General features: G+C 69.4%; 26 protein-coding genes (1 of these 26 only partly in view). 11 read left to right on the forward strand and 15 right to left on the reverse strand.

Translation table 11 applies throughout. The features are described 5' to 3' along the window. The 3 genes from prmC to hisS form a co-directional block, all read right to left on the reverse strand. Window positions 1–526 carry the 5' portion of a peptide chain release factor N(5)-glutamine methyltransferase gene (gene prmC, locus IEX18_RS03320; RefSeq protein WP_188657824.1) on the reverse strand. Its footprint begins 296 nt before the window's first position, so 526 of the gene's 822 nt are visible here — the first part of the coding sequence; its start codon is at window positions 524–526; its stop codon lies off the left edge, out of view. Between the two features lie 213 nt (window positions 527–739). Further along, window positions 740–1,819, reverse strand: coding sequence for a peptide chain release factor 1 (gene prfA / locus IEX18_RS03325; RefSeq protein WP_188657205.1), 1,080 nt, complete (start codon window positions 1,817–1,819; stop codon window positions 740–742). Window positions 1,820–1,934: 115 nt separating this feature from the next. Next, window positions 1,935–3,176: a histidine--tRNA ligase gene (gene hisS / locus IEX18_RS03330; RefSeq protein ID WP_188657206.1), complete on the reverse strand. Its 1,242-nt coding sequence runs from the start codon at window positions 3,174–3,176 to the stop codon at window positions 1,935–1,937. Between the two features lie 51 nt (window positions 3,177–3,227). Here hisS and IEX18_RS03335 point away from each other — a divergent pair, with 51 nt between their 5' ends. From IEX18_RS03335 to ppa, 3 genes are all read left to right on the forward strand, one after another. Beyond that, on the forward strand, window positions 3,228–3,869 hold the full coding sequence (locus tag IEX18_RS03335) for a DUF1345 domain-containing protein (protein ID WP_188657207.1): 642 nt from the start codon (window positions 3,228–3,230) through the stop codon (window positions 3,867–3,869). A gap of 98 nt (window positions 3,870–3,967) precedes the next feature. Then, window positions 3,968–5,887: a M61 family metallopeptidase gene (locus IEX18_RS03340; protein WP_188657208.1), complete on the forward strand. Its 1,920-nt coding sequence runs from the start codon at window positions 3,968–3,970 to the stop codon at window positions 5,885–5,887. 24 nt (window positions 5,888–5,911) lie between these two features. Further along, window positions 5,912–6,493, forward strand: coding sequence for an inorganic diphosphatase (gene ppa, locus IEX18_RS03345; RefSeq protein WP_188657209.1), 582 nt, complete (start codon window positions 5,912–5,914; stop codon window positions 6,491–6,493). A 225-nt stretch (window positions 6,494–6,718) separates the two neighbouring features. On the opposite strand, the gene IEX18_RS03350 is transcribed toward ppa, so the two are convergent. From IEX18_RS03350 to ispG, 5 genes are read right to left on the reverse strand one after another with little or no spacing between them, the layout of a single operon-like run. Continuing rightward, window positions 6,719–7,195, reverse strand: a complete 477-nt coding sequence (locus tag IEX18_RS03350) for a GNAT family N-acetyltransferase (RefSeq protein WP_188657210.1) — start codon at window positions 7,193–7,195, stop codon at window positions 6,719–6,721. Continuing rightward, window positions 7,192–8,091 (reverse strand): DMT family transporter, encoded by a 900-nt coding sequence (locus IEX18_RS18795; protein ID WP_308419318.1) that lies wholly within the window; start codon window positions 8,089–8,091, stop codon window positions 7,192–7,194. The genes IEX18_RS03350 and IEX18_RS18795 overlap by 4 nt, the downstream gene beginning before the upstream one ends. Continuing rightward, window positions 8,088–8,468, reverse strand: coding sequence for a type II toxin-antitoxin system VapC family toxin (locus IEX18_RS03360; RefSeq protein WP_188657212.1), 381 nt, complete (start codon window positions 8,466–8,468; stop codon window positions 8,088–8,090). Before IEX18_RS03360 ends, IEX18_RS18795 begins: the two co-directional genes overlap by 4 nt. After that, a complete protein-coding gene (locus IEX18_RS03365) occupies window positions 8,465–8,695 on the reverse strand; it encodes an AbrB/MazE/SpoVT family DNA-binding domain-containing protein (RefSeq protein WP_188657213.1) in 231 nt (76 codons plus the stop codon). Before IEX18_RS03365 ends, IEX18_RS03360 begins: the two co-directional genes overlap by 4 nt. Window positions 8,696–8,731: 36 nt before the next feature. After that, window positions 8,732–9,856: a flavodoxin-dependent (E)-4-hydroxy-3-methylbut-2-enyl-diphosphate synthase gene (ispG, locus tag IEX18_RS03370; protein ID WP_188657214.1), complete on the reverse strand. Its 1,125-nt coding sequence runs from the start codon at window positions 9,854–9,856 to the stop codon at window positions 8,732–8,734. A 102-nt stretch (window positions 9,857–9,958) separates the two neighbouring features. On the opposite strand from ispG, the gene IEX18_RS03375 reads away from it, so the two are divergent. Next, the gene (locus tag IEX18_RS03375; RefSeq protein ID WP_188657215.1) at window positions 9,959–10,900 is read left to right on the forward strand and encodes an isoaspartyl peptidase/L-asparaginase family protein; all 942 of its coding nucleotides are present in this window, start codon (window positions 9,959–9,961) and stop codon (window positions 10,898–10,900) included. Then, window positions 10,897–11,760 carry a S1/P1 nuclease gene (locus tag IEX18_RS03380; protein WP_188657216.1) on the forward strand — a complete coding sequence of 288 codons (864 nt, stop codon included), beginning with the start codon at window positions 10,897–10,899 and terminating at the stop codon, window positions 11,758–11,760. Before IEX18_RS03375 ends, IEX18_RS03380 begins: the two co-directional genes overlap by 4 nt. Window positions 11,761–11,917: 157 nt before the next feature. Here IEX18_RS03380 and IEX18_RS03385 read toward each other — a convergent pair whose 3' ends face one another. The 4 genes from IEX18_RS03385 to IEX18_RS03400 all read right to left on the reverse strand — a co-directional run bounded on the left by IEX18_RS03385 (window position 11,918) and on the right by IEX18_RS03400 (window position 13,819). Next, on the reverse strand, window positions 11,918–12,136 hold the full coding sequence (locus IEX18_RS03385; RefSeq protein ID WP_188657217.1) for a hypothetical protein: 219 nt from the start codon (window positions 12,134–12,136) through the stop codon (window positions 11,918–11,920). Then, on the reverse strand, window positions 12,133–12,339 hold the full coding sequence (locus IEX18_RS03390) for a type II toxin-antitoxin system antitoxin (RefSeq protein WP_188657218.1): 207 nt from the start codon (window positions 12,337–12,339) through the stop codon (window positions 12,133–12,135). Before IEX18_RS03390 ends, IEX18_RS03385 begins: the two co-directional genes overlap by 4 nt. Further along, the gene (locus IEX18_RS03395; protein WP_188657219.1) at window positions 12,339–13,235 is read right to left on the reverse strand and encodes an SPFH domain-containing protein; all 897 of its coding nucleotides are present in this window, start codon (window positions 13,233–13,235) and stop codon (window positions 12,339–12,341) included. Before IEX18_RS03395 ends, IEX18_RS03390 begins: the two co-directional genes overlap by 1 nt. 182 nt (window positions 13,236–13,417) lie before the next feature. After that, complete coding sequence (locus IEX18_RS03400) at window positions 13,418–13,819, reverse strand: VOC family protein (protein ID WP_188657220.1); 402 nt, start codon at window positions 13,817–13,819, stop codon at window positions 13,418–13,420. Window positions 13,820–13,920: 101 nt separating this feature from the next. On the opposite strand from IEX18_RS03400, the gene ybgC reads away from it, so the two are divergent. From ybgC to pal, 6 genes are read left to right on the forward strand one after another with little or no spacing between them, the layout of a single operon-like run. After that, window positions 13,921–14,379 (forward strand): tol-pal system-associated acyl-CoA thioesterase, encoded by a 459-nt coding sequence (gene ybgC, locus IEX18_RS03405; protein ID WP_188657221.1) that lies wholly within the window; start codon window positions 13,921–13,923, stop codon window positions 14,377–14,379. After that, the gene (tolQ, locus tag IEX18_RS03410; protein ID WP_188657222.1) at window positions 14,376–15,068 is read left to right on the forward strand and encodes a protein TolQ; all 693 of its coding nucleotides are present in this window, start codon (window positions 14,376–14,378) and stop codon (window positions 15,066–15,068) included. The genes ybgC and tolQ overlap by 4 nt, the downstream gene beginning before the upstream one ends. A gap of 4 nt (window positions 15,069–15,072) precedes the next feature. Further along, entirely contained in the window at window positions 15,073–15,504 is a 432-nt protein-coding gene (gene tolR, locus IEX18_RS03415) for a protein TolR (protein WP_188657223.1), read from the forward strand. Next, complete coding sequence (gene tolA / locus IEX18_RS03420; RefSeq protein ID WP_188657224.1) at window positions 15,504–16,448, forward strand: cell envelope integrity protein TolA; 945 nt, start codon at window positions 15,504–15,506, stop codon at window positions 16,446–16,448. The genes tolR and tolA overlap by 1 nt, the downstream gene beginning before the upstream one ends. A gap of 2 nt (window positions 16,449–16,450) precedes the next feature. Next, window positions 16,451–17,848 (forward strand): Tol-Pal system beta propeller repeat protein TolB, encoded by a 1,398-nt coding sequence (gene tolB, locus IEX18_RS03425; RefSeq protein ID WP_188657225.1) that lies wholly within the window; start codon window positions 16,451–16,453, stop codon window positions 17,846–17,848. Window positions 17,849–17,880: 32 nt separating this feature from the next. Further along, a complete protein-coding gene (pal, locus tag IEX18_RS03430; RefSeq protein WP_188657226.1) occupies window positions 17,881–18,402 on the forward strand; it encodes a peptidoglycan-associated lipoprotein Pal in 522 nt (173 codons plus the stop codon). Between the two features lie 249 nt (window positions 18,403–18,651). On the opposite strand, the gene IEX18_RS03435 is transcribed toward pal, so the two are convergent. From IEX18_RS03435 to IEX18_RS03445, 3 genes are all read right to left on the reverse strand, one after another. Then, a complete protein-coding gene (locus IEX18_RS03435; RefSeq protein ID WP_188657227.1) occupies window positions 18,652–19,443 on the reverse strand; it encodes a hypothetical protein in 792 nt (263 codons plus the stop codon). Window positions 19,444–19,860: 417 nt separating this feature from the next. Next, window positions 19,861–20,847, reverse strand: coding sequence for an NAD(P)H-dependent flavin oxidoreductase (locus IEX18_RS03440; RefSeq protein WP_188657825.1), 987 nt, complete (start codon window positions 20,845–20,847; stop codon window positions 19,861–19,863). Window positions 20,848–20,973: 126 nt separating this feature from the next. After that, entirely contained in the window at window positions 20,974–22,236 is a 1,263-nt protein-coding gene (locus IEX18_RS03445) for an aspartate kinase (RefSeq protein ID WP_188657228.1), read from the reverse strand. Window positions 22,237–22,260 lie beyond the last annotated feature (24 nt).

Genomic DNA, 22,260 nt, shown 5'->3' on the forward strand with positions numbered 1-22,260 from the left:
TCAGGTCGAATTGTCCGGCGATCGCCGTCGCCCAGTCGCCCTGGACAAGGGCCGCCCGCCCCTGCGCCGACCCGGCATTGCGGCGCGCGTAGCGCAACGCTTCGGCAGACCGGTCGACCCCCAGTCCCCGCGCCGAGGGCCAGTGGTCGAGCAGGGCGAGCAGCAGCGTGCCGGGCCCGGTACCGAGATCGAGGATCGATGCCGGCCCGGCCTCGCCGAAGTGCGCGATCGCCGCCTCGATCAGCGTCTCGCTGTCGGCACGCGGCACCAGCGCCCCCGGCCCTACCGCCAGATCGAGCGTCCAGAAGCCGCGCGAGCCGGTGATATAGGCAATCGGCTCATGCGCGGCGCGGCGTTCGACCAGCGCGGCGAAGCTCGGGGGCACGGGCCGGTCGAGGTCGAGCAGCAGGGCCGGTCGCTCGATTTTGAGCGCATGGGCCAGCAACAGTTCCGCATCGAGCCGGGGCGTGTCGGAGAAGGCGAAGCGGGCGGCCGCGTCCGCGAGGGCTTGGCGGGCGGTGATCATGCGAAGGTCAGACACTGCATCGCCTGTGGGCGCTGCATCGGGAGCGCCGCTCTCCGTCTACCGTTCGCCCTCAGCCTGTCGAAGCCTGTCCTGAGCGTAGTCGAAAGGGACCGCTCCTCTTCGGATCGGATCGCTCGTGGCACGAAGAAAGACGGTGCTTCGACAGGCTCGGCACGAACGGGGCTAGTGGGTTCCGCCGGCGAACCCACCCCGTCACGCCGCATCCAGGCTCGCCAGCCGCTCCGCCTCGTCTTCGGCGATCAGCGCACCGATCAGCTCGTCCATCTCGCCTTCGAGAATTTCCGGCAGGCGGTGGAGCGTCAGGTTGATGCGGTGATCCGTCACCCGCCCCTGCGGGAAGTTATAGGTGCGGATTCGCTCGGACCGGTCGCCCGATCCGACCATGGCGCGCCGGGTCCCCGACCGTTCGGCGGCCAGCCTCTCGCGCTCCGCCTCGTAGAGGCGGGTCCGCAGCACCTTGAGCGCCTTGGCCTTGTTCTTGTGCTGCGACTTCTCGTCCTGCTGGATCACGACCAGCCCGGTCGGCAGATGGGTGATGCGCACCGCGCTGTCCGTGGTGTTGACCGACTGGCCGCCCGGCCCCGACGAGCGATAGACGTCGATGCGCAGGTCCTTCGCCTCGTCGATCTGGACGTCGACCTCCTCCGCCTCGGGCAGCACCGCGACGGTGGCGGCGGAGGTGTGGATGCGCCCGCCGCTCTCGGTCACCGGCACACGCTGGACGCGGTGGACGCCGCTCTCGAACTTCAGCTTGGCGAACACGCCCTGCCCCGTGACGCTGGCGACGACCTCCTTGAATCCGCCCGCGTCGGAGCTGCTGGCGGAGATCATCTCGACCCGCCAGCCCTGCCGCTCGGCATAGCGCTGGTACATGCGGAACAGGTCGCCCGCGAACAGCGCCGCCTCGTCGCCGCCGGTGCCGGCGCGGATCTCCAGCATCGCCGCGCGCGCATCGGCCGCATCGCGCGGCAGCAGCGCCAGCGCCAACCTGTGGTTGGCCGCCTCGAGCGCCCGCGCATTGTCGTGCAGCTCCTCCGCCGCCATGGCGCGCAGCTCGTCATCGGCATCCTCGGCCATATAGGCCAGGCTCTCCGCCTCCTGCCGCAACCGCCGCACCTCGCCCGCCGCCTGCGCGACCGGCTCCAGCTCGGCATATTCCTTCGACACCTGTACGAAGCGGTCGCCCGGCAGGTCGCCGGTCGCCATCATCGCCTGCAACTCGTCGCGCCGCGCCTCGATCTGCGCGATCCGGTCAGGGGAGATGGTGGTCATGCCCGTCCCACCCCGTCATTCCCGCGCAGGCGGGAATCCAGACGCGCAGACGGCGCGGCACCTGCGAGACGACAGCGGCTATGGATCCCCGCCTGCGCGGGGATGACGATAAAGGTCAACGGAGCGCCTCCGCCGCTTGCGCCATAGGCACCTGCCGCTGCGCGCCATCCGCCAGCGTCTTGACCTGCACCACGCCCGCAGCCAGCTCGTCATCGCCGAGGATAAGCGCGTGGCGCGCACCCAGCGCATCCGCCCTGGCCAGCCGCCGCTTCATATTGCCCTTGAAGGCCATATCGATGGCGAGGCCCGCGCGGCGCAGTTCCGCGAGCAGCCCGGTCGCCCGCGCCTCGGCCGCAGCACCCATCGGCACGATCACCGCATCGACCCCGGCCGCCGCCGGCTCCGCGACCAGCATCGCCAGCCGCTCCACCCCCGCGGCCCAGCCCACGCCCGGCGTCGGCGGGCCGCCCAGGCTCTCGATCAGCCCGTCATAGCGCCCGCCGGCCAGCACGGTGCCCTGCGCGCCCAGCCGGTCGGTCACGAACTCGAACGCGGTGTGGCGATAATAGTCGAGCCCGCGCACCAGCCGCGGATTGCGGGTCCAGCGCACACCCGCCGCGTCGAGCCCGCCGGTGACCGCCTCGAAGAACGCCCGCGCTTCGTCGGTCAGGAAGGCGTCGATGTCAGGCGCGGCATCGGCGATCGGCCGGTCGCGCGGATCCTTCGAATCGAGGATCCGCATCGGGTTCTTCTCGAGCCGGACGAGGCTGTCCTCCGACAGCGCATCGCGATGCGTCTCGAAATGCGCGACGAGGGCGGCGCGCCACACGTCGCGCGTCTCGGCATCGCCCAGCGTGTTGAGCTGAAGCGTCACGCCCTTGATCCCCAGCTCGGCGATCAGCTGGTCGGCCATCACCAGCAGCTCGACATCTGCCGCCGGCTCCGCCGCGCCGAGGATCTCCGCATCGATCTGGTGGAACTGGCGATACCGCCCCTTTTGCGGCCGTTCGTAGCGGAACACCGGCCCGCTCGTCGCGAGCTTGAGCGGCGCAAATTGCTGCCACCCCTCGGTCAGATAGGCGCGCGCGATGCCGGCGGTGAATTCCGGCCGCAGCGTCAGCGAATCGCCGCCGCGATCGGGGAAGGTGTACATTTCCTTCGACACCACGTCGGTCGTCTCGCCGATCGAGCGGGCAAACACCTCGGTCGCCTCGAACATCGGGATGTCGACCCGCTGGAAGCAATAGAGCGCGCGCACGCGCTCGAAGGTCGACAGGACCTGCGCGTGGCGGCGCTGGTCCTCGCCGAAAATGTCCTGGGTGCCGCGGACGCGGTGCGGGGTCTGGATACGGGCCATAGGAGCGCGGTCATCTAGTAGACCGCGCGTCCGCGCGCTAGCGTTCCGCGCATGACGGATTTTCGCCGCACCCTCGGCACGCGCGTCGCGCCGCCGCGCTTCCTCCTGTTCCTTGCGGTCCTGGCGGCAGGGCTCGGCTGGGCGGTGCCGGCGCTCGGCCGCGATCGCGGCATCATGGCCGCGTTCGACGTCGCCGCGCTCGTCTTTCTCGCCGCCGTCGCCCCGCTCGTCGCGGCGAAGCCGGAGCGGATGCGCCACACGGCGCGTCAGAACGATGCGAACCGCGCCGTTCTGCTGGCCTTTTCGGGCGTGACGCTGCTCGTCATCCTCGCCGCCGTCGCGGGCGAGCTCGGCGGCCGCGGCAACCATGCCGCCACCGCGCTGGCGGTCGCGACGCTGGTCCTCGCCTGGCTCTTCTCCAACACCGTCTACGCACTCCATTACGCGCATCTCTTCTACATGCCGGGCATGGGCGGCGATGCCGCGGGGCTCGACTTTCCGGACACGATAGAGCCGGACTATTGGGACTTCCTCTATTTCAGCCTGACGCTCGGCATGACCTTCCAGACCTCGGACGTGACGATCCGCTCGGGCCGGATGCGCCGCGTCGTCACCGGGCAATGCATGGCCGCCTTCGTCTTCAACCTCGGCGTGCTGGCGTTCAGCGTGAACATCCTCGGCAGCGGCGGGTGATCGGCCGGAGCCATGGCCGCGACCCGCGGATGGGACTGGACGACTGACCTGCTCCCCGGCACAACCCGCGCTTTCTTCTGCCTTTCTCAAGGACCGTGATGACCCTGAAGACCGTCGCCGTCTCGCTGCTCGCTCTCTCCGCCGCCATCGCCCAGGCGCAAGTTCCCGCCGGAAACTCCGCGCCGCGGCCCGTTCCCTTCGTCGACACCATCCCCGCGCCGCAGGATACGCCCTATCCGGGCACGATCACGCTGGACGTGGACGCGACCGACACCGATCGCGGCATCTTCCGGGTCAAGGAGACGATCCCCGTCGCACAGGCGGGGCATATGGCGCTGCTCTATCCCAAATGGCTCCCCGGCGCGCATAGCCCGCGCGGCGAGATCGAGAAGCTTGCCGGCCTCGTCATCCGCGCGAATGGCAGGATCGTCCCCTGGACCCGCGACCCGGTCGACGTCTTCGCCTTCCACATCGACGTGCCGCAGGGCACGCGCCAGCTCGACCTCGAATTCCAGTTCCTCTCGGCGACCAAGAGCGATCAGGGCCGCATCATGGTCACGCCGACGATGATCTCGCTCGAGCCCAACCTCGTCAGCCTCTATCCGGCGGGCTATTTCACTCGCCAGATCCCGATCCAGATGAACGTCAAATATCCGGCGGGCTGGACCGCGGCGGGCGCGTTGCCGGCGCGGGCCAATGGCTCCGCCTATGCCTATCAGAAGACCAATTACGAGATCCTGGTCGATTCGCCGATACTCGCGGGCAAGTACGGCAAGACCTGGGCGCTGTCGCCGCGGGTCGATCTCAACGTCTTCGCCGACGATCCCGCGGAGCTGACCGCCGCCACGACCGAGCAGATCGACGCCCATCGCCGTCTCGTCGACCAGGCCGTGAAGACCTTCGGAGCGCAGCATTACGACAAGTACGAGTTCCTGTTGTCGATCAGCGATCAGCTCGGCGGCATCGGGCTGGAGCATCATCGCAGCTCCGAGAACGGCGTGAACCCGGGCTATTTCAAGGATTGGGAGAACTCCGTCACCCGCCGCAACCTGCTGCCGCACGAATTCAGCCACAGCTGGGACGGCAAGTTCCGCCGCGGCGCCGATCTCTGGACGCCCGATTTCCGCACGCCGATGCGCAACTCGCTCCTCTGGGTCTATGAAGGCCAGACCCAGTTCTGGGGCTATGTCCTCCAGGCGCGTTCGGGCATCGTCTCCAAGCAGGACACGCTCGACGCTTATGCCGCGATCCTCGCCGTCTACGATACGGCGAGGGCGCGCCAGTGGCGCAATCTCGTCGACACCACCAACGATCCGATCATCTCCGCCCGCAAGCCCAAGGGCTGGACCAGCTGGCAGCGGTCGGAAGACTATTACAATGAAGGGCTGATGGTCTGGATGGAGGTGGACGCGATGCTCCGCCGCCAGTCGAACGGCGCCAGGTCGATCGACGACTTCGCCAGGGCCTTTTTCGGTATCCGCGACGGCGACTGGGGAGAGGTGACCTATACGTTCGACGACGTCGCCCGCACGCTGAACGCGATCCAGCCCTATGACTGGTCGGGCTTCCTCCAGCGCCGCCTGACCGAGACGGGCCAGCCCGCGCCGACGCAGGGCTTCGCGATGAACGGCTACAAGCTCGTCTACACCGCCGAGCCGACCGGCTATTTCACCAAGCTCGAAAAGCCGCGCGGCACCGATCTCAGCTACTCGGCCGGCCTCGTCGCCGACAAGGATGGCGTCGTCACCGCGGTCATCTGGGACTCGCCCGCCTTCAAGGCCGGTATCGACGTGGGCACCACTATCGTCGGCGTGAACGGAGAGGCCTTCTCCGGCGATCGGCTCAAGGCGGCGGTCGCCGGGGCGAAAGGCACGAAGGAGCCGATCCGGCTTCTGGTCCGAAATGAGGCGCGTCTGCGTGACCTTGCCATCGACTATCACGACGGCCCCCGCTATCCGCGCCTCGAGAAGGTGGGAACGGGCGAAGGCGGCCTAGACCGGCTGCTCGCACCGCGCTGACACATTCCAAAAGGGGTATCCTTCATGCGTATCGATCTGATCCCGGTGGGCAAGAGCCCGCCCGACGACCTCAACGTCATCATCGAGGTGCCGACCGGCGGCGAGCCGGTGAAGTACGAATTCGACAAGGCGTCGGGCGCGCTGTTCGTCGACCGCATCCTCCACACGCCGATGCGCTACCCGGCCAATTACGGCTTCGTGCCGCACACCCTCTCGCCCGATGGCGACCCGCTCGATGCGTTGGTCATCGCGCGCTCGCCCTTCGTCCCCGGCTGCGTGGTCCGCGCCCGCCCCATCGCGGTGCTCAACCTCGAGGACGAGGCCGGCGGCGACGAGAAGCTGGTCTGCGTCCCCGTCGATCAGGTCTTCCCCTATTACTCGAACGTCGGCGGCCGCGACGACGTGCCGGAGATCGTCTTCCAGCAGATCGAGCACTTCTTCACCCACTATAAGGACCTCGAGAAGAAGAAGTGGGTGCGCGTCGGCACCTGGGGCGATGCCAGCGAGGCACGCCGGATCACGCTCGAGGCGATCGATCGCTACACCGACGCCAAGGCCAAGGGCGAAGAGCCCCACGACCACGACGTTCCGGGCCGCGAGGGCTGATTTGATTTCTTCCGTTCGTGCTGAGCCTGTCGGAACGCTGCTCTTCTTATCGCCAGGCGCGCGGGGAGAAGAATAGAGCTTCGACAAGCTCAGCACGAACGGTGGGGTAGCGCAGGCGCAATCCACTCCCGTTCGTGCTGAGCTTGTCGAAGCACTGCCTTTCCTGCCGCCAAGCGTCCAACCCAAGACACTACGGCAGCGCCTCCGCCGGCTTTTCGCCGCCGCCTACCGTCCCGCCAGCCGCGTCAGCGCGGCGCCATCGACCCGCTGCACCGTCCACTCCTCCATCCCCACCGCGCCCATCGCGCGATAGAAGGCGATGGCGTCGGCGTTCCAGTCCAGCACCGACCATTCGAAGCGCGCACAGCCCCGGTCCACCGCGATCCCGGCGAGATGGCGGAGCAGCGCCGTCCCCACCCCCGCCCCGCGCGCGGCCGGGGTGACGTACAGGTCTTCCAGATAGAGGCCCCGCCGGCCGGTCCAGGTCGAGAAATTGTGGAAGAAGAGCGCGAACCCCGCCACCTCTCCGTCCCGCTCGGCGATCAGCGCCTCGGCGGCGGGCGGCGTGGCGAACAGGGCATCGGCCAGCATCGCCTCGGTCGCCGTCACCGCGTCCGGCTCGCGCTCGAACGCGGCTAGTTCGCGGACCAGCGACAGGATCACCGGCACGTCGGCGGGCCCGGCGGAGCGGATAGGGATCATGCGGCAGCCTCCAGCGCGCCTCGGTCGAGCGGCCGTCGCCGCGCGGTGTACAGACAGGCCGCGACGATGACCGCGGCGCCGGCCAGCGTCCATGCCGACAGCGGCTCGCCGAACACGAACCAGCCGAGCACAGCGGCATGGACGAAGGACGTATATTCGCTCGTCGCCAGAAAGCCCGTGTCGGCATGGGCATAGGCCCAGCCGAGCAGCCAGAGCGAGGCGGTCGCCAGCAGCGCCGCCATGACCAGCCGCGGCCACTGTGCCGCCTCGGGTACGGTGGCGAGCCACGGTGCCGCGAGCGCGAGCACCGCTACCACCACGGCCGACTGGAAGAAGGCGATCTCGCCCGGCCCCGCCGCCTGCGCCTGCACCCGCGCGATCACGAGATTGCCGGCATAGAGGAAGGCGGAGGCGAGGATCGCCGCGGACCCGGCCATCGCCTCGGCGGCCATGGCGACCCGCGCGTTGCCCACTACCACCACCAGCACGCCCGCAAAGGCCGCGACCGAGGCCAGCACCGTCCGCTGCCCCACCCGCTCGCCCAGCGTCGCCGCCGCCAGCAGCAGCGCCAGGATCGGCGCGACATAGGTCAGGCTGATCGCCTGCGCCATCGGCACCCGCGCCAGCCCCCAGAAGAACAGCGTCGCCATCGCCGCCGTCACCACGCCGCGCAGCAGGTGCAGCCGCAACGCCCGCGCGCCCGGCCGCCGGCCGCCGCTCACCTTCCAAGTTACCGCGCCGAACAGCGTCGCCACCCCCGTTCGCCACAGAAGCGCGTTGTAGACGCCGATCGACAGCACCAGCGCCTTCATGAAGGCGTCCATAATCGAAAACAGCCCGATCCCCGCCACCGCCACGGCAAAGGCAAGCGCGGGCGAGACGGCGCGGACGCTCAACGGATCAGGCGAACGTCGATGCCGAGATCGATCTTCGCCCATTGCGTATCGGCCGTCAGCACTGGCAGCTTATGCCGACGACCCAGCGCCAGACAGGCACGGTCACCCAGCGACAGTCCATGGCTGCGCGTCGCAGGCCGCAGTTCGGCGGCCAGCCGCGCATCGGCACGGTCATGGACGACATGCTCGACCGGCAGATCCTTCAGAACCTGCGTGATGTCCTCAGGGTCCAATCCGCGATCGATCAACCTTGTCAGCACTTCCGCCAGATTGACGCTGGACAGCAGGAAGGGGCCGGGCTCATGCGCCAGTACCTCCTGCCCCGGTTCGCCCAGCAGATAGGCCAGCAATACCGAGGCGTCGATGATTGCCTTCACTCGCCCCAATCCTGCCGCCGCTCGCGCAGGAATTGGGTAACGCTATAGTCCTTCAGGCCCTCGCGCAGCCGCGCCAGCGCCGCTGCGGGATCGTTCCGCTTCAGGGTGAGCCGATCGGCTTCAAGCTCAAACGTGACCGAATCGCCGTCGGCGATTCCCAGTTCCCGCCGCAGATCCGCAGGGATCACGACCTTGCCGCCAGAGATTACCTTCGCTTGATAGGTCATGACGCCCTCATCAGGACCTATGACTTAGCACAGGTCTTACTCCGCCGCCAGTACCCGCGCCTCCGCCGCCGCCTCGATCTCGGCGGCCTTGGCTTCGACCAGCCGGACGATATGGTCGATCATCCCCTCGTCCTGCACATGATGGTCGGTCACGCCCGACAGATAGACCATGTGCCGGCCGTTGCCGCCGCCGGTGATGCCGATATCCGTCTCGCGCGCCTCGCCCGGGCCGTTCACCACGCAGCCGAGGACCGACAGAGACATGGGTGTGCGGATATGCTGGAGCCGCTCTTCCAGCGCCGAGACGGTGCGGATGACGTCGAAGCCCTGCCGCGCGCAGCTGGGGCACGACACCACCCGGACGCCGCGATTGCGGATGCCGAGCGCCTTCAGGATCTCGAAGCCGACGCGTACCTCTTCCTCCGGCTCGGCCGAGAGCGAGACGCGGATCGTGTCGCCGATCCCGAACCAGAGCAGCGATCCGATCCCGATCGCGCTCTTCACCGTGCCGCCGACGAAGCCGCCCGCCTCGGTGATACCCAGATGAAGCGGGCAGTCGACCTGCTCCGCCAGCTGCTGGTACGCCGCCACCGCCAGGAAAAGGTCGGACGCCTTCACCGCCACCTTATACTCGTGGAAGTCGTGATCCTGGAGCAGCTTGATATGGTCGAGCGCGCTTTCGACCAGCGCATCGGGGCACGGCTCGCCATATTTCTCGAGCAGGTGCTTCTCCAGCGATCCGCCGTTCACGCCGATCCGGATCGCGCAGCCATTGGCCTTGGCGGCGCGCACCACCTCCGCCACCCGCTCGGACGAGCCGATATTGCCCGGGTTGATGCGCAGGCATGCCGCCCCCGCATCCGCCGCCTCCAGCGCGCGCTTGTAGTGGAAGTGGATGTCGGCGACGATCGGAATCCGACTCGCGCGCACGATCTGGCCCAGCGCCGCGGTGCTTTCCACATCGGGGCAGGAGACGCGGATGATATCCGCGCCCGCATCCTCGCAGCGGCGGATCTGGTCGATCGTCGCCACGGGATCGCTGGTCGGCGTATTGGTCATCGTCTGCACGGTGACGGGCGCATCGCCGCCGACGGGGACATTGCCCACCATGATCTGGCGGCACGGACGGCGCGCGATATCGCGCCACGGACGGATCGACATGGCGTCCATATACGCCCGTGCGGTGACAACCGGAAGACCATGGCGCAGCCTGCTCCATTTGGGTAGGAGCCCTGCCCGATCATCGACTTACCGGACGTCGCCATGCCCGAACGCCAGAGTGGAACCCGCTGGACGCTGATGCTGCACGGCGGCTCGGGACGGATCACGTGCGAGACGCTGTCGGCAGAGGCGGATGCCGGCGCCCGTGCCGCCCTGTCCCGCGCCCTCGACGCCGGCGCGGCGATCCTGTCCGCCGGCGGCGCCGCGGTCGACGCCGTGGAGGCGGCGGTCCAGGTGCTGGAGGACGACCCGCACTTCAACGCAGGCCGCGGCGCGGCGCTCGCCCATGACGGGCGGATCGAACTCGATGCCGCGATCATGGACGGCGCCGGCCGCAAGGCCGGTGCGGTTGCGGGCGTCACCCGCACCCGCAGCCCCGTCGCCCTCGCCCGCGCGGTGATGGAACGCAGCCCGCATGTCATGATGGCGGGCGCGGGTGCGGACGGCTTCGCCGCGGCGCAGGGCCTGGAACAGGTCGATCCCGCCTGGTTCGAGATCCCGGAACGCCGCGCGCAGCTCGAGGCGATGCTCGCCGACGGTGGCGACGCCTTCGACGTCGACATGAAATACGGCACGGTCGGCGCGGTCGCACGCGATATTTCCGGGCACCTTGCCGCCGCCACCTCGACGGGCGGGGTCACCGGCAAGCGCTGGGGCCGGATCGGCGATTCGCCGCTGATTGGCGCGGGCACCTGGGCCGACGACCGCGGCTGCGCGGTGTCCTGCACCGGCTCGGGCGAGTTCTTCGTCCGCGCCGCCGCCGGCCATGCGATCGACGCCCGCATCCGCCATCTGGGCGAGGACGCCGCCACCGCGACCGACGCCGTGCTGGCGGAGATCCGCGCGTTGGGCGGCACCGGCGGGATCATCGTGGTCGCGGCCGATGGCGGATCGACATGGCGCTTTGCCACCCCCGGCATGTTCCGGGCCTGTACGGATGACTCGGGCGCGCGCCGGGTCGCGATCTATGGAGACGAGGCATGACCTGGCTGACGCGCATTGCCGCGCTGCTCGCGCTGACACTGGCAACCGGTCCCGCCGGCGCTTTCTGGGAATATGGCCACGAGACGGTCGCCTCAATCGCCTGGGCCAATGTGAAGCCCGCCACCCGCACCGCGGTCCGCCGCATCCTCGCCCGGCAGGCGGCGCTCGACACCCCCACCTGCCCCGCCCGCACGATCGAGGAGGCCAGCGTCTGGCCCGACTGCGTCAAGCCGCTCAAGGACGCCGCGGGCAAGAGCCGCTTCGGCTATGCCTATAGCTGGCACTACCAGAACGTCAGCATCTGCGAGCCGTTCGATCTTCAGCCCGCCTGCAAGGACGGGGACTGCGTATCGGTCCAGATCGATCGCCAGCGCCGCATTCTCGCCGATCGCGGTGCGACGCCGAAGGACCGGGCGATGGCGCTCGCCTTCCTCGTCCATTTCGTCGGTGACCTGCACCAGCCGCTCCATGCCGGCGACAAAGGCGATCGCGGCGGCAACGACGCCAAGGCGGACTACGGCATCTACGCGCCCGACCGGCTCAACCTCCATTCGGTCTGGGACGGCCTGCTCGCCGAACGCGCCATCTCCGCGCCGCCGCCGCTGGTGAAGCGCTATCCGGTCGCCACCCGCCGGCGGCTGGAAGCCGGCAGCGTGACCGACTGGAGCCGGGAGAGCTGGCAGGCCGCGCACACCGCCTATGCGGTCGCGATGCATGGCGAACCCTGCCAGCCGACGCCCGCCCGCCTCCACCTGACCGACGCGGACGTGCAGCAGCTCCAGCCGCTCATGCGCGACGAGGTGGTCAAGGGCGGCCTCCGCCTCGCCCGCCTGCTCGATGCGGCACTGGCGCGCGGCTGATCGCTCCCCTTATTGTCACCCCGGCGAAGGCCGGGGCCCAGTTGGGGGACTGGTGTGATGCGTGCCGCGCCCCGTTACTACGACCTTCCCAACTGGGCCCCGGCCTTCGCCGGGGTGACCAAGAGGGCTTTTCGCAACTCTACTGGCACCAGCCCGCCTACCGCCCCCGGCTATTCTGCGCCGCGAACCCGATGAATCCTACCGCCAACACTGCGATCAGCGCGAAGCGCAACCAGACGGGGTGCATATGCAACTGCCCCAGCCCGACGACGATCGCCGCAAACGCCCCCGTCGCCAGCCATCCCTGCCAGCGTACCGGCGTATAGCCCCAGCCGAACCGCTTGGGCGCGAACCACGCTTCCTCGTCCCCGGTCATTCGCCATCCTCTTTCGCCGGCCGCCCGCGCTTCACCGCGGGCGGCGCATCCAGCTTCACCCCGCGCCGCGCCAGCGCCTCGCGCAATAGGCACTCGACCTGCGCATTGACGCTGCGCAGGTCACCCGCCGCAGATCGCTCGATCGCCGCATGAAGTGCGGGGTCGAGGCGCAGCGGAAAGGCCTTGCGCGGCGGGTTCGCCATTACTGGTACAGCGAGCCTGTATTGACGACCGGCTGCGTGTCGCGTTCGCCGCACAGCACGACCATCAGGTTCGAGACCATCGCTGCGCGCCGCTCGTCGTCCAGCTCGACGACGTTCTTCGCCGAGAGCTGATCGAGCGCCATCTCGACCATGCCCACCGCACCCTCGACCAGCGTCTGGCGCGCCGCGACCACCGCCTGCGCCTGTTGCCGGCGCAGCATCGCGCCCGCGATCTCGGAGGCATAGGCAAGATGGGTGAAGCCGCATTCGTCCACCGTGATTCCCGCGACCGACAGCCGCGCGATCAGCTCGCCGCGCAGCTCCGCCCCCACCTGATCGTGGTTGCCGCGCAGCGTCACCTCCTGATGCTCGTAATCGTCATAGGGGTAGCGCGAACCGATCGTCCGCACCGCCGCCTCGACCTGCACGTTGACGAAGGCGCGATAGTCGTCGACGTCGAACAGCGCCTGCGCCGTGTCGGTCACGCGCCAGACCACCTGCGCCGCCATCTCGATCGGATTGCCGCGCAGGTCGTTGACCTTGATCCGCTCGGAGATGACATTGTTCGCCCGTACCGAGATGCGCCGCCGGATCAGCCAGGGCAGCACCCAGCGGAGGCCCGCATTGCGATCGGTCCCGCGATACGCCCCGAACAGCGTGATCGCCGCCGCCTGGTTGGGCTGGAGCATGTAGAAGCCGCCGGCGACGAACACCGTCCCCGCCGCCGCGACCAGCGGAACGACCGCGATGATCGGCGGCCAGTTGTCGCTGGCGAGCTGCACGATCGAAAACAGCGCGACCAGCACCAGCGCCGCCGCCAGTCCCAGCATCGCCAGCCCGCTCGCCGTCGCCGCCCGATATTCGCGCGACGCGGTCAGTACCGACTCGGTGGTCATCCCCTGTTCCTCCGTTAATGTGATATCACTTTAATATCACATCCGGGGAAAGCAAGGGTCCTGTCATCCACCCGTCGTCATCCCGGCGCAGGCCGGGATCTCCCCATCGTCGAGCGGGTTTCGCGCCTCACACAGATTCCAGCCTGCGCTGGGATGACGTACCGTTGAGTCGAAGCCCCCCCTCACCGCACCGGCGAGCCGATCGACCAGCGATGCCCGAACGGGTCGACCACCTGCCCGTAGCGGTCGCCCCAGAACTGCGCCGCCACCGGCATGGTCAGCACCGCCCCCGCCGCCACCGCGCGCGCCGCCCAGCGGTCGGCATCGTCGACCTGCAGGTGCAGCGTCACGCCCTCCGGCGGCGGCGCGGCGCGGCCGGTCCATTCGGGAAACTCGTCGGACAGCATCACCCATCCGCCGTTGATGCGCAGGCTCGCCTGCATCAGCCGCTCGCCATCCTCCGCGACATTGCGCTCCACCACCGCCGCGCCGAACGCCTTCTCGTAGAACGCCAGCGCCTCGCGCCCGCGCCGGTCACGGACTGTCAGAAACGGAGTCACCCCCGTGGTCGGCCGGTCAGCCATCGCCCTATCCTCTCCATCGTTGACGTGGATCAGGCTAAGCGCGACGTCCGCGCGGGCCAAGCGGGTTCCTTCGCGCGCCCGAACGGGTTAACGGGCCCGTCATGAATGGCGAGGACCAGCCGCCCCAGGGCCGTTTCGCAGGGAGCGAGCATCGCTTCCCGCTGCGCGTCTATTTCGAGGACACCGACCTGTCGGGTGTCGTCTACCACGCCAATTACCTGCGCTACATGGAGCGCGCCCGGTCGGACATGCTGCGCCTCGCCGGGATCGACCAGCGCGCCGTGCACGAGGATGGCGGCGGCGCCTATGCCATCGCCGATCTGTCGATCCGCTACCGCGCGCCCGCGCGGCTCGACGATGCGCTGCTCGTCGTCTCGCGGGTGATGACGGTGAAGGCCGCCAGCGTCGTCATTCATCAGACAGTCAGGCGCGGCGCGCTTGTGCTGACCGAGGCGCAGGTCACCGCCGCGCTGGTCGCCCCCGACGGCCGGCCGCGGCGGCAGCCGCGCGCCTGGACCGACATCTACTCTCAACTGCAATGGCAGGGAGCCGACGCATGAACCCCGTATTCAACCTGGAAGCGGCGACCCTGTCGCCGGTCGCGCTGTTCCTCCAGGCGGACTGGGTGGTGAAGCTGGTGATGGCGGGCCTGCTCCTGGCGAGCATCTGGACCTGGGCGATCATCCTCTCCTTCTCCGCCCGCATCCGCCGCACCCGGCGCGAGATGGCGCGGTTCGAGCGCGATTTCTGGAAGACCGACGATATCGAGGCTTTCCACCGCGCCCAGTCGGACAGCGACCTGCCCTCCGCCCAGGTGTTCAACGCAGGAGTCGAAGAGTGGCGCCGCTCCACCGCCGCCAACCAGATCGACCGCGAGGGCGTGCGCGAGCGGCTGGGCACCGCCATGGGCGTTGCCGTCGCGCTGGAGGTGGAGCAGCTGTCCGACCGGCTCAACATCCTCGCCACCGTCGGCTCGGTCGCGCCGTTCGTCGGGCTGTTCGGCACCGTATGGGGGATCATGCGCAGCTTCACCGGCATCGCCGCGGCGCAGAACTCCTCGCTCGCGGTCGTCGCGCCGGGCATTGCGGAGGCGTTGTTCGCCACCGCGATCGGGCTGTTCGCCGCCATCCCCGCGGTCATCGCCTATAACCGCTTCAGCCATGGCGTGAACAAGGTGGAGGCGGGACTGAACCGCTTCGCCGATGGTTTCCACACCACCCTGTCGCGCCAGCTGGACGGGGCGCGCTGATCCCATGGCGATGAACCTGCCCTCCGGCCGCCGCGGCCGGCGCGCGCCGATGGCGGAGATCAACGTCACGCCGCTCGTCGACGTGATGCTGGTGCTCCTCATCATCTTCATGGTCACCGCGCCGCTCCTGACGGCGGGCGTGCCGGTCAACCTGCCCGATGCGCGCGCCAAGGCGCTCGATCAGGATCACGAGCCGGTCCAGCTCTCGATCGACCGGCAGGGCCGCCTGTTTCTCGGCGAGGACGAGATCGCCGACGCCGCGCTGCCCGCCAAGCTGGAGGCGATCCGCGCGGAGACGGGCGATCAGGACCCGCGCCAGGTCTTCCTGCGCGCCGACCGTTCGCTCGACTATGGCCGGGTGATGCGGGTGATGGGCGAGCTGAACCGGGCCGGCCTCAACCGCGTGTCGCTCGTCACGGTGGAGGGCGACCGCTGATGCAGCGGGGCGAGAAGCTGGCGCTGGGGGTCGCGGTCGCGGGGCATGTCGTGCTCTTCGGCCTGCTCTCGGTCGGCTTCCTCGCCACGCCCAATCCGCTGAAGCTCGCGCCCCAGCCGATCCAGGTCTCGCTCGCCGACGATATCGCGATCGAGCAGACCTCGCCCAATCCGGCCGCCGAGGCCGCCCCCTCGGTCGCGCCCGAACAGGGTCCGCCCGAAGACGCCGCGTCGCCCGAACCGACCCCGGTCGAGGCGGAGCCGGAACCCGCACCCGAGCCGAAGCCCGCGCCTCCCGCACCGCCCCAGCCCGCGCCGCGCCCGCAAAAGCCGGCGCCCGCGTCCAGTCCGGTGCCGCAGCCCAGGCCCCTGCCCAAGCCGCAACCGCCCGCCGCCAAGCCGGCCCCGGCCAAGCCCGCGCCCGCCAAACCGGCCCCCGCGAAGCCCGCCGCCGCCGCGCCCGCCAAGCCCGCCCAGACCAGCCGCGGCACCGGCCGCGACGCACAGGCGACCGCGGCCCGCCCGCGCGGCTCGCGGCTCGGCGACGACTTCCTCAAAGGGCTGAGCGACCGGCAGACCCCCAGCCGCGCCGAAGCCGCGCCGGCCGCGAAGATGGGGGCGCAGGCCGCCGCCGATATCGGCTCGGCGATCCTGCGGCAGGTCCAGCCCTGCGCCAACCGGCAGGTCACGCCCGGCCCCGGCGCGGAGCGGATCCGCGTCGCGATCAACCTGCGCCTCAACCGCGACGGCAGCCTCGCATCCCGCCCGCGGGTGGTCGGCCATACCGGCGTCGACGACGAGAACCGGCGCTATGTCGACCGGGTCGACGACCTCGCCATCGCCACCTTCGTCGGCTGCTCGCCCCTGCGCGGGCTTCCCGACGAGCTTTACGACGTCCAGAACGGCTGGAGCAATTTCACGCTCCGGTACAAGCTGCCAGGATGAGGATGCCCATGTTCCGTATCTCCGCCGCCATCGCGCTGCTCCTCGCCACCACCGCTGCCGCGCAGCAGCCGGCGCCGCCAGTCCCCTCGGCGCCCGCCGGCGCACCGCAAGGCGCTCCCGCCACGGCAGGCGATCAGGGCGGCCTCGTCGTCGATGTCGAGGGCGGGATCAGCGCGCCCACTCCCATCGCCATCCCGGTCATGCCCGCCGCCGCCGTGGTCAACACGCCCGCCGGCTCCACCGACGCGCTCGGCCGCCAGCTGTCGGACATCATCGCCAACGACCTGAAGGGCTCAGGCCTCTTCACCCCCCTGCCCCCGTCCCAGCTGCGCGCCGTGGCGATGGCCGAGGTGCAGGCCCCCTCCTTCGACTATTGGCGCTCCACCTCGGCGCAGGCGCTGGTGCAGGGCTTCATCCGGGCCAATGGCGACGGCACGCTGACCGTCGGCTGCTACCTTTACGACGTCTCCTCGCAGCGCGAGCTCGCCAAGCAGGGCTTCGTCGTGTCACCGGCCGACTGGCGGCGGGCCGCGCACAAATGCGCCGACACCATCTATTCGCGCCTGACCGGCGAAGGCCCCTATTTCGACAGCCGCATCGTCTATGTGTCGGAGACCGGCCCGAAGACGAAGCGGATCAAGCGCCTCGCCATCATGGATCAGGACGGCGCCAATCACCGCTTCCTCACCAACGGCCAGTCGATCGTGCTGACGCCGCGCTTCGCGCCCAACCAGCAGTCGATCGTCTATATGAGCTACGAGAACGACCGGCCCTCCATCTACGTCTACGATCTCGGCTCGGGCCGCCCGCGCCGGGTGGTGCAGGGCGCCTCGCTCACCTTCGCGCCGCGCTTCTCGCCCGATGGCCGCTGGATCCTCTTCTCGATGGCGACCAGCGGCAATACCGATCTTTACCGCGTCTCCGCCTCGGGCGGCACGCCCCAGCGGCTGACGACCTCGCCCGGCATCGACACCGGCGGCAGCTATTCGCCCGACGGCAATCGGATCGTCTTCGAGAGCGACCGCTCGGGCGGGCAGCAGCTCTATGTGATGAACGCCGACGGATCGAACCAGCAGCGGATCAGCTTCGGCAGCGGCCGCTACGCCACCCCGGTCTGGAGCCCGCGCGGCGATTTGATCGCCTTCACGAAGCTGGCCGGCAATTTCCGCATCGGCATCATGTCCCCCTCGGGCGGTGGCGAGAAGCTCTTGACCAACGACTGGTCGGACGAGGGACCGAGCTGGTCGCCCAACGGCCGCGCCATCACCTTCTACCGCTCGGGCCGCGGCGCCGGCGGCACCGCGACCCTGTGGGTGGTCGATCTAACCGGCGTCAACGAGCGCCGCGTGCCCACGCCGCTCAGCGGTTCCGATCCCGCCTGGGGTCCGCTACGTCCCTGATTTGCTTGCCATCTTGAAACGGGAGAAACGACATGGCCAAGATCAAGACCACGCTGCTCATCGCCACCTGCGGCCTCGCCATCGCCGCCTGCGCCAAGAAGCGCCCAGAGACCCTGCCCCCCGCGCCGGTCGAGACCCCCGCCACCGAGGCGCCTCCTGCCACGACCGGCACCGGTACCGGCGACGTGAGCCCGGGCTCGGCCGCCGACTTCCAGCGCTCGGTGACGTCGAACACGATCAATTTCGGCCTCGATCAATATGACATCGACCCAGGCGCGCGCGCGATCCTCGACAGCCAGGCCGAATGGCTCGCCCGCTATCCCGATGTCCGCATCACCATCGAGGGCCATTGCGACGAGCGCGGCACCCGCGAATATAATCTCGGGCTGGGCGACCGCCGCGCCAATGCGGCGAAGAACTATCTCGCCGCCAAGGGTATTTCGCCCGCGCGTATGACCACGATCAGCTATGGCAGCGAGCGTCCGGTCGCCACCGGCTCCGACGAGGCCGCCTGGGCCCAGAACCGCCGCGCGGTGACGATCGTCCTCGGCTGATCGCCCTTCCTCCCCCCGCCAGGGGGAGGTGGCACGCGCCAGCGTGACGAGGGGGAGGACGGCGGCTCCCCGTCGAAAGGGAGCTGCCCTCGCCCCCCTCTCTCGAAACCAACACCCATTTCCGTTCGTGCTGAGCTTGTCGAAGCACTGCCCTTCTTGCCGCGAACGGCGCGGTGAAGAGGAAAGCAGCCCTTCGACAAGCTCAGGGCGAACGGACGAGGGAGTTTTCCGCAAACCCGAACTCGGCCCTCAAGGCTCGCCGGCTCCAGCCCGAATCGGCGCGGCAACCACCGGCACCCGCACCACGGGCCCCGCCACCGCCACAGCGGCGCCCGGAACCACCGCGGGCACCACAGGCCCGGCCGGCACGGCCGCCGCGATCATCGCACGGGCCTTGCGCGTCCGCCACGCCTCGCGCGCGACGCGATAGGACTCGAACTCCTCGAAAAAGGCGAGCATCGGGGCTTCCAGCCGCGGCAGCGCGGTCGCGGCGAAGGCGGGGAACGCCGCTTCCGTTAGCCCGTTCGCCTCGCGCAGCACCGCCAGCGCCGCCCCGCAGAACCGCGCCTGTACCGGCGGCAGCGCCCAGTAATTGTAGAGCTTGGTCATGGCATCGTCGTGCCGCGCCTGCCACGCGCTGCCGTAGCGCGCCTTGTACCGCTCGCCCATCGCGCGCGCCGTGGTCGCCAGCATCGCCTTGTCCGTGGTCAGCAGCATGTTGTAGCCGGTGACCATCTCGGTCGCCTCCGCGCCGCGACAGCTCAGCGCGGCCACGTTGAGCGCGACCCGTACGTGCCACGTCGTCTCTTCCGGCGACAGGTTGCGATTGGGGGTCACGAACCCCGTCGCATCGCGGGGCGGCGGCACGAAGCCGGCGGAGGCGCCCGTCGGCATCACCGGCTCGACATCCTCGACCACCGCCGCGACGAACCCGGCCGGCGCAGCCTCCGCCGGCACGACGGCCGTGTCCTGCGCCGCCACGGCACCGGGAGCCAGACCCAAGGTCGCGGCAAGGGCCGCGCGCACGAAACCGTACCCCATGTTCAACCCCCTGATGTTGGATGTGTTTTCACGGCGTTCCTTTTCCGGCCTGGTCCCTCAACCGCGACTTACCGAGTCTCGTTCATGCAGCGTTCACCAAAGAAGATACGCTCGCACCGCGTTCGTCAAGCGATGAACTGGGGTTCGGGTGCGGCAAGTTGCTGTCCCGGCGCGGCGCGGTTCAGCCCTGCGAAAGGCGCGAGATATAGCCCGTCACCCCGGCCAAGGCCGGGGTCCAGTTGGGACGCGGCAGTAAGCTATTGCGAAGCTTCACCCAACTCGACCCCGGCTTCCACCGGGGTGGACAATTGGTCTTGACCGGTCATTCTCTCACAGAGTTTTGACCCGCGCAGGGTGAATGCCGAGACCGCACCATCGGCCGCGCGCGCCCAGCGACGCCACGCGACCAGCGCCGCCTCACCCCCGCCGGCGATCCAGCGCCGCCGCCGCCTCTTCCATAAACTCTGCGATGATCGCCGCCACCGGCTCCTCGCGCGTCACCATGCCGACCGACTGGCCCGCCATCACCGAGCCATGTTCGATATCGCCGTCGATCACCGCGCGGCGCAGCGCGCCCGCCCAATAATGTTCGATCTGGAGCTGCGCCTCGGCCATCGCCACCGCACCCTCGTCGAGCGACTGCGCCACCTCGCGCTGCTTGGCGGTGAACAGCTCCTGCCCGGCATTCTTCAGCGCGCGCACCGGGATCACCGGCAGGCGCGGATCGATCTGCACGCTCGCCACCGCATCGCGCGCCGAGGCGCGGATGAACGCCTTCTTGAAATTGGCGTGCGCGATCGACTCGGTCGCGCAGACGAAGCGGGTGCCCAGCTGCACCCCGGCCGCGCCCATATCCAGATAGCCGGCGATCGCCTCGCCCCGACCGATCCCGCCGGCGACGAAGACGGGCACCTGATCGGCGAGCTCGGGCAACATCTCCTGCGCCAGCACGCTGGTCGAGACGGGGCCGATATGCCCGCCCGCCTCCATCCCCTCGATCACCAGCGCGTCGACGCCCGAGCGGACCAGCTTCTTCGCCAGCGCCAGCGTCGGCGCGAAGCAGATCAGCTTTGCACCCGCCGCCTTGATCGCCTCCAGCGATCCCTTGGGCGGCAGGCCGCCGGCCAGCACGACATGCCCCACGCCATGCCGGGCGCACACGTCGATCAGCGCCATGAGATCGGGGTGCATGGTGATCAGGTTCACGCCGAACGGCCTGTCGGTCAGCGCCTTGGTCGCCGCGATCTCGCGGTCGAGCAGCTCGACCGTCATCGCCCCGCAGGCGATCACCCCGAAACCGCCGGCATTGGAGATCGCCGCAACCAGGTTGCGCTCGCTCACCCACGACATGGCGCCGCCCAGGATCGCGACCTCGCTCCCCAGAAACGCCGCGCCCCGTTCCATCCGGCGCGCCAGACGCTCCTTCCCGGTCGAGGACGAGACAGGCGCGGCGGCGGAGAGGGTATCGGTCATGCCGCGGCCTAGCGCGGGCAAGCCGCCGGGGGCAAGGGGCACCCCGCCCCCCGGCCCTCAGGCCGCCTCGACCTCGGCATCCAGCCCATAGGCGGTGTGCAGCACCCGCACCGCCAGCTCGGTATAATCCTCCTCGATCAGCACGCTGACCTTGATCTCGGAGGTGGTGATCGCCTGGATGTTGATCCCGCGCTCGCCCAGCGTGGTAAACATGGTCGAGGCGACGCCGGCATGGCTGCGCATCCCCACGCCGACGACGCTGATCTTCGCCACCCGCGTATCGTGCACCAGCTTGTCATAGCCGATCGTCGCCTTGGCCTGGCCCAGCACGTCGAGGCTGCGCGCAAGGTCGGCGGAGGGGACGGTGAAGGTCACGTCGGTCGATCCGGTCGAATGCGCGATGTTCTGGACGATCATGTCTACGTTGATCCCCGCCTCCGCCAGCGGGCCGAACACCGAGGCGACCGCCCCGGGCTTGTCGGGCACCGCCGCCAGCGTGATCTTCGCCTCGTTCTTGTCATGCGCGATGCCGGTGATGAGCTGGCGTTCCACGTCGGTAATCTCCTCTTCGCCCACGATCATCGTCCCGGGCAGCGTATCAGCCATCGGCGCGTCGTCGCCGGTGAAGGACGACAGCACCTGAACGCGGACATTCTCCTTCATCGCCAGACCCACCGATCGGGTCTGGAGCACCTTGGCGCCGACCGACGCCAGCTCCAGCATCTCCTCATAGGTGACGCGGGCGAGCTTGCGGGCGCGCGGCACGATGCGGGGATCGGTGGTGTAGACGCCGTCGACATCGGTGTAGATGTCGCACCGCTCCGCCTTCATCGCCGCCGCGACCGCGACCGCCGAGGTATCCGATCCGCCGCGCCCCAGCGTGGTGATCCGGTCACCCTCCGCCACACCCTGGAAGCCGGGGATCACCGCCACCTCGCCGCGTGCCAGGCTGGCGTCGAGCGCTTCGGTATCGATCGTCCCGATCCGCGCGCGGCTGAACGCGTCGGAGGTGTGGATCGGCAGCTGCCAGCCCAGCCACGACCGCGCCGGCACGCCGATCGCCTGCAGCGCGATGGCCAGCAACCCGCTCGTCACCTGCTCGCCCGAAGAGACGACCACGTCATATTCGCGCGGATCGTAGAGCGCCGAGGCTTCGCGGCAGAAGCCGACCAGCCGGTCGGTCTCGCCCGCCATGGCGGAGACGACGACCGCGACCTGGTTGCCCGCCTCGACCTCGCGTTTGACCCGCGCCGCCACGGTCCGAATGCGCTCGATCCCGGCCATCGAGGTGCCGCCGAACTTCATCACGATCCGTGCCATGGACGGGCTTCTTGCCTCCCTTGG

This window comes from Sphingomonas metalli (assembly GCF_014641735.1).
GTDB lineage: Bacteria > Pseudomonadota > Alphaproteobacteria > Sphingomonadales > Sphingomonadaceae > Sphingomonas > Sphingomonas metalli.

Bases quoted from the DNA above. Each gene is read 5' to 3' on its own strand.
- IEX18_RS03340 (WP_188657208.1), top strand. From the start codon at position 3,968: ATGACCCTGAAGACCGTCGCCGTCTCGCTGCTCGCTCTCTCCGCCGCC.
- ispG (WP_188657214.1), bottom strand. From the start codon at position 9,856: ATGTCGATCCGTCCGTGGCGCGATATCGCGCGCCGTCCGTGCCGCCAG.
- IEX18_RS03350 (WP_188657210.1), bottom strand. From the start codon at position 7,195: ATGATCCCTATCCGCTCCGCCGGGCCCGCCGACGTGCCGGTGATCCTG.
- tolQ (WP_188657222.1), top strand. From the start codon at position 14,376: ATGAACCCCGTATTCAACCTGGAAGCGGCGACCCTGTCGCCGGTCGCG.
- IEX18_RS03445 (WP_188657228.1), bottom strand. From the start codon at position 22,236: ATGGCACGGATCGTGATGAAGTTCGGCGGCACCTCGATGGCCGGGATC.
- tolA (WP_188657224.1), top strand. From the start codon at position 15,504: ATGCAGCGGGGCGAGAAGCTGGCGCTGGGGGTCGCGGTCGCGGGGCAT.
- IEX18_RS03365 (WP_188657213.1), bottom strand. From the start codon at position 8,695: ATGACCTATCAAGCGAAGGTAATCTCTGGCGGCAAGGTCGTGATCCCT.
- pal (WP_188657226.1), top strand. From the start codon at position 17,881: ATGGCCAAGATCAAGACCACGCTGCTCATCGCCACCTGCGGCCTCGCC.
- hisS (WP_188657206.1), bottom strand. From the start codon at position 3,176: ATGGCCCGTATCCAGACCCCGCACCGCGTCCGCGGCACCCAGGACATT.
- tolB (WP_188657225.1), top strand. From the start codon at position 16,451: ATGCCCATGTTCCGTATCTCCGCCGCCATCGCGCTGCTCCTCGCCACC.
- tolR (WP_188657223.1), top strand. From the start codon at position 15,073: ATGGCGATGAACCTGCCCTCCGGCCGCCGCGGCCGGCGCGCGCCGATG.
- IEX18_RS03385 (WP_188657217.1), bottom strand. From the start codon at position 12,136: ATGACCGGGGACGAGGAAGCGTGGTTCGCGCCCAAGCGGTTCGGCTGG.
- IEX18_RS03435 (WP_188657227.1), bottom strand. From the start codon at position 19,443: ATGGGGTACGGTTTCGTGCGCGCGGCCCTTGCCGCGACCTTGGGTCTG.
- IEX18_RS03440 (WP_188657825.1), bottom strand. From the start codon at position 20,847: ATGGAACGGGGCGCGGCGTTTCTGGGGAGCGAGGTCGCGATCCTGGGC.
- IEX18_RS03395 (WP_188657219.1), bottom strand. From the start codon at position 13,235: ATGACCACCGAGTCGGTACTGACCGCGTCGCGCGAATATCGGGCGGCG.
- ppa (WP_188657209.1), top strand. From the start codon at position 5,912: ATGCGTATCGATCTGATCCCGGTGGGCAAGAGCCCGCCCGACGACCTC.
- IEX18_RS03390 (WP_188657218.1), bottom strand. From the start codon at position 12,339: ATGGCGAACCCGCCGCGCAAGGCCTTTCCGCTGCGCCTCGACCCCGCA.
- prfA (WP_188657205.1), bottom strand. From the start codon at position 1,819: ATGACCACCATCTCCCCTGACCGGATCGCGCAGATCGAGGCGCGGCGC.
- IEX18_RS03335 (WP_188657207.1), top strand. From the start codon at position 3,228: ATGACGGATTTTCGCCGCACCCTCGGCACGCGCGTCGCGCCGCCGCGC.
- IEX18_RS03400 (WP_188657220.1), bottom strand. From the start codon at position 13,819: ATGGCTGACCGGCCGACCACGGGGGTGACTCCGTTTCTGACAGTCCGT.
- IEX18_RS03375 (WP_188657215.1), top strand. From the start codon at position 9,959: ATGCCCGAACGCCAGAGTGGAACCCGCTGGACGCTGATGCTGCACGGC.
- IEX18_RS03380 (WP_188657216.1), top strand. From the start codon at position 10,897: ATGACCTGGCTGACGCGCATTGCCGCGCTGCTCGCGCTGACACTGGCA.
- ybgC (WP_188657221.1), top strand. From the start codon at position 13,921: ATGAATGGCGAGGACCAGCCGCCCCAGGGCCGTTTCGCAGGGAGCGAG.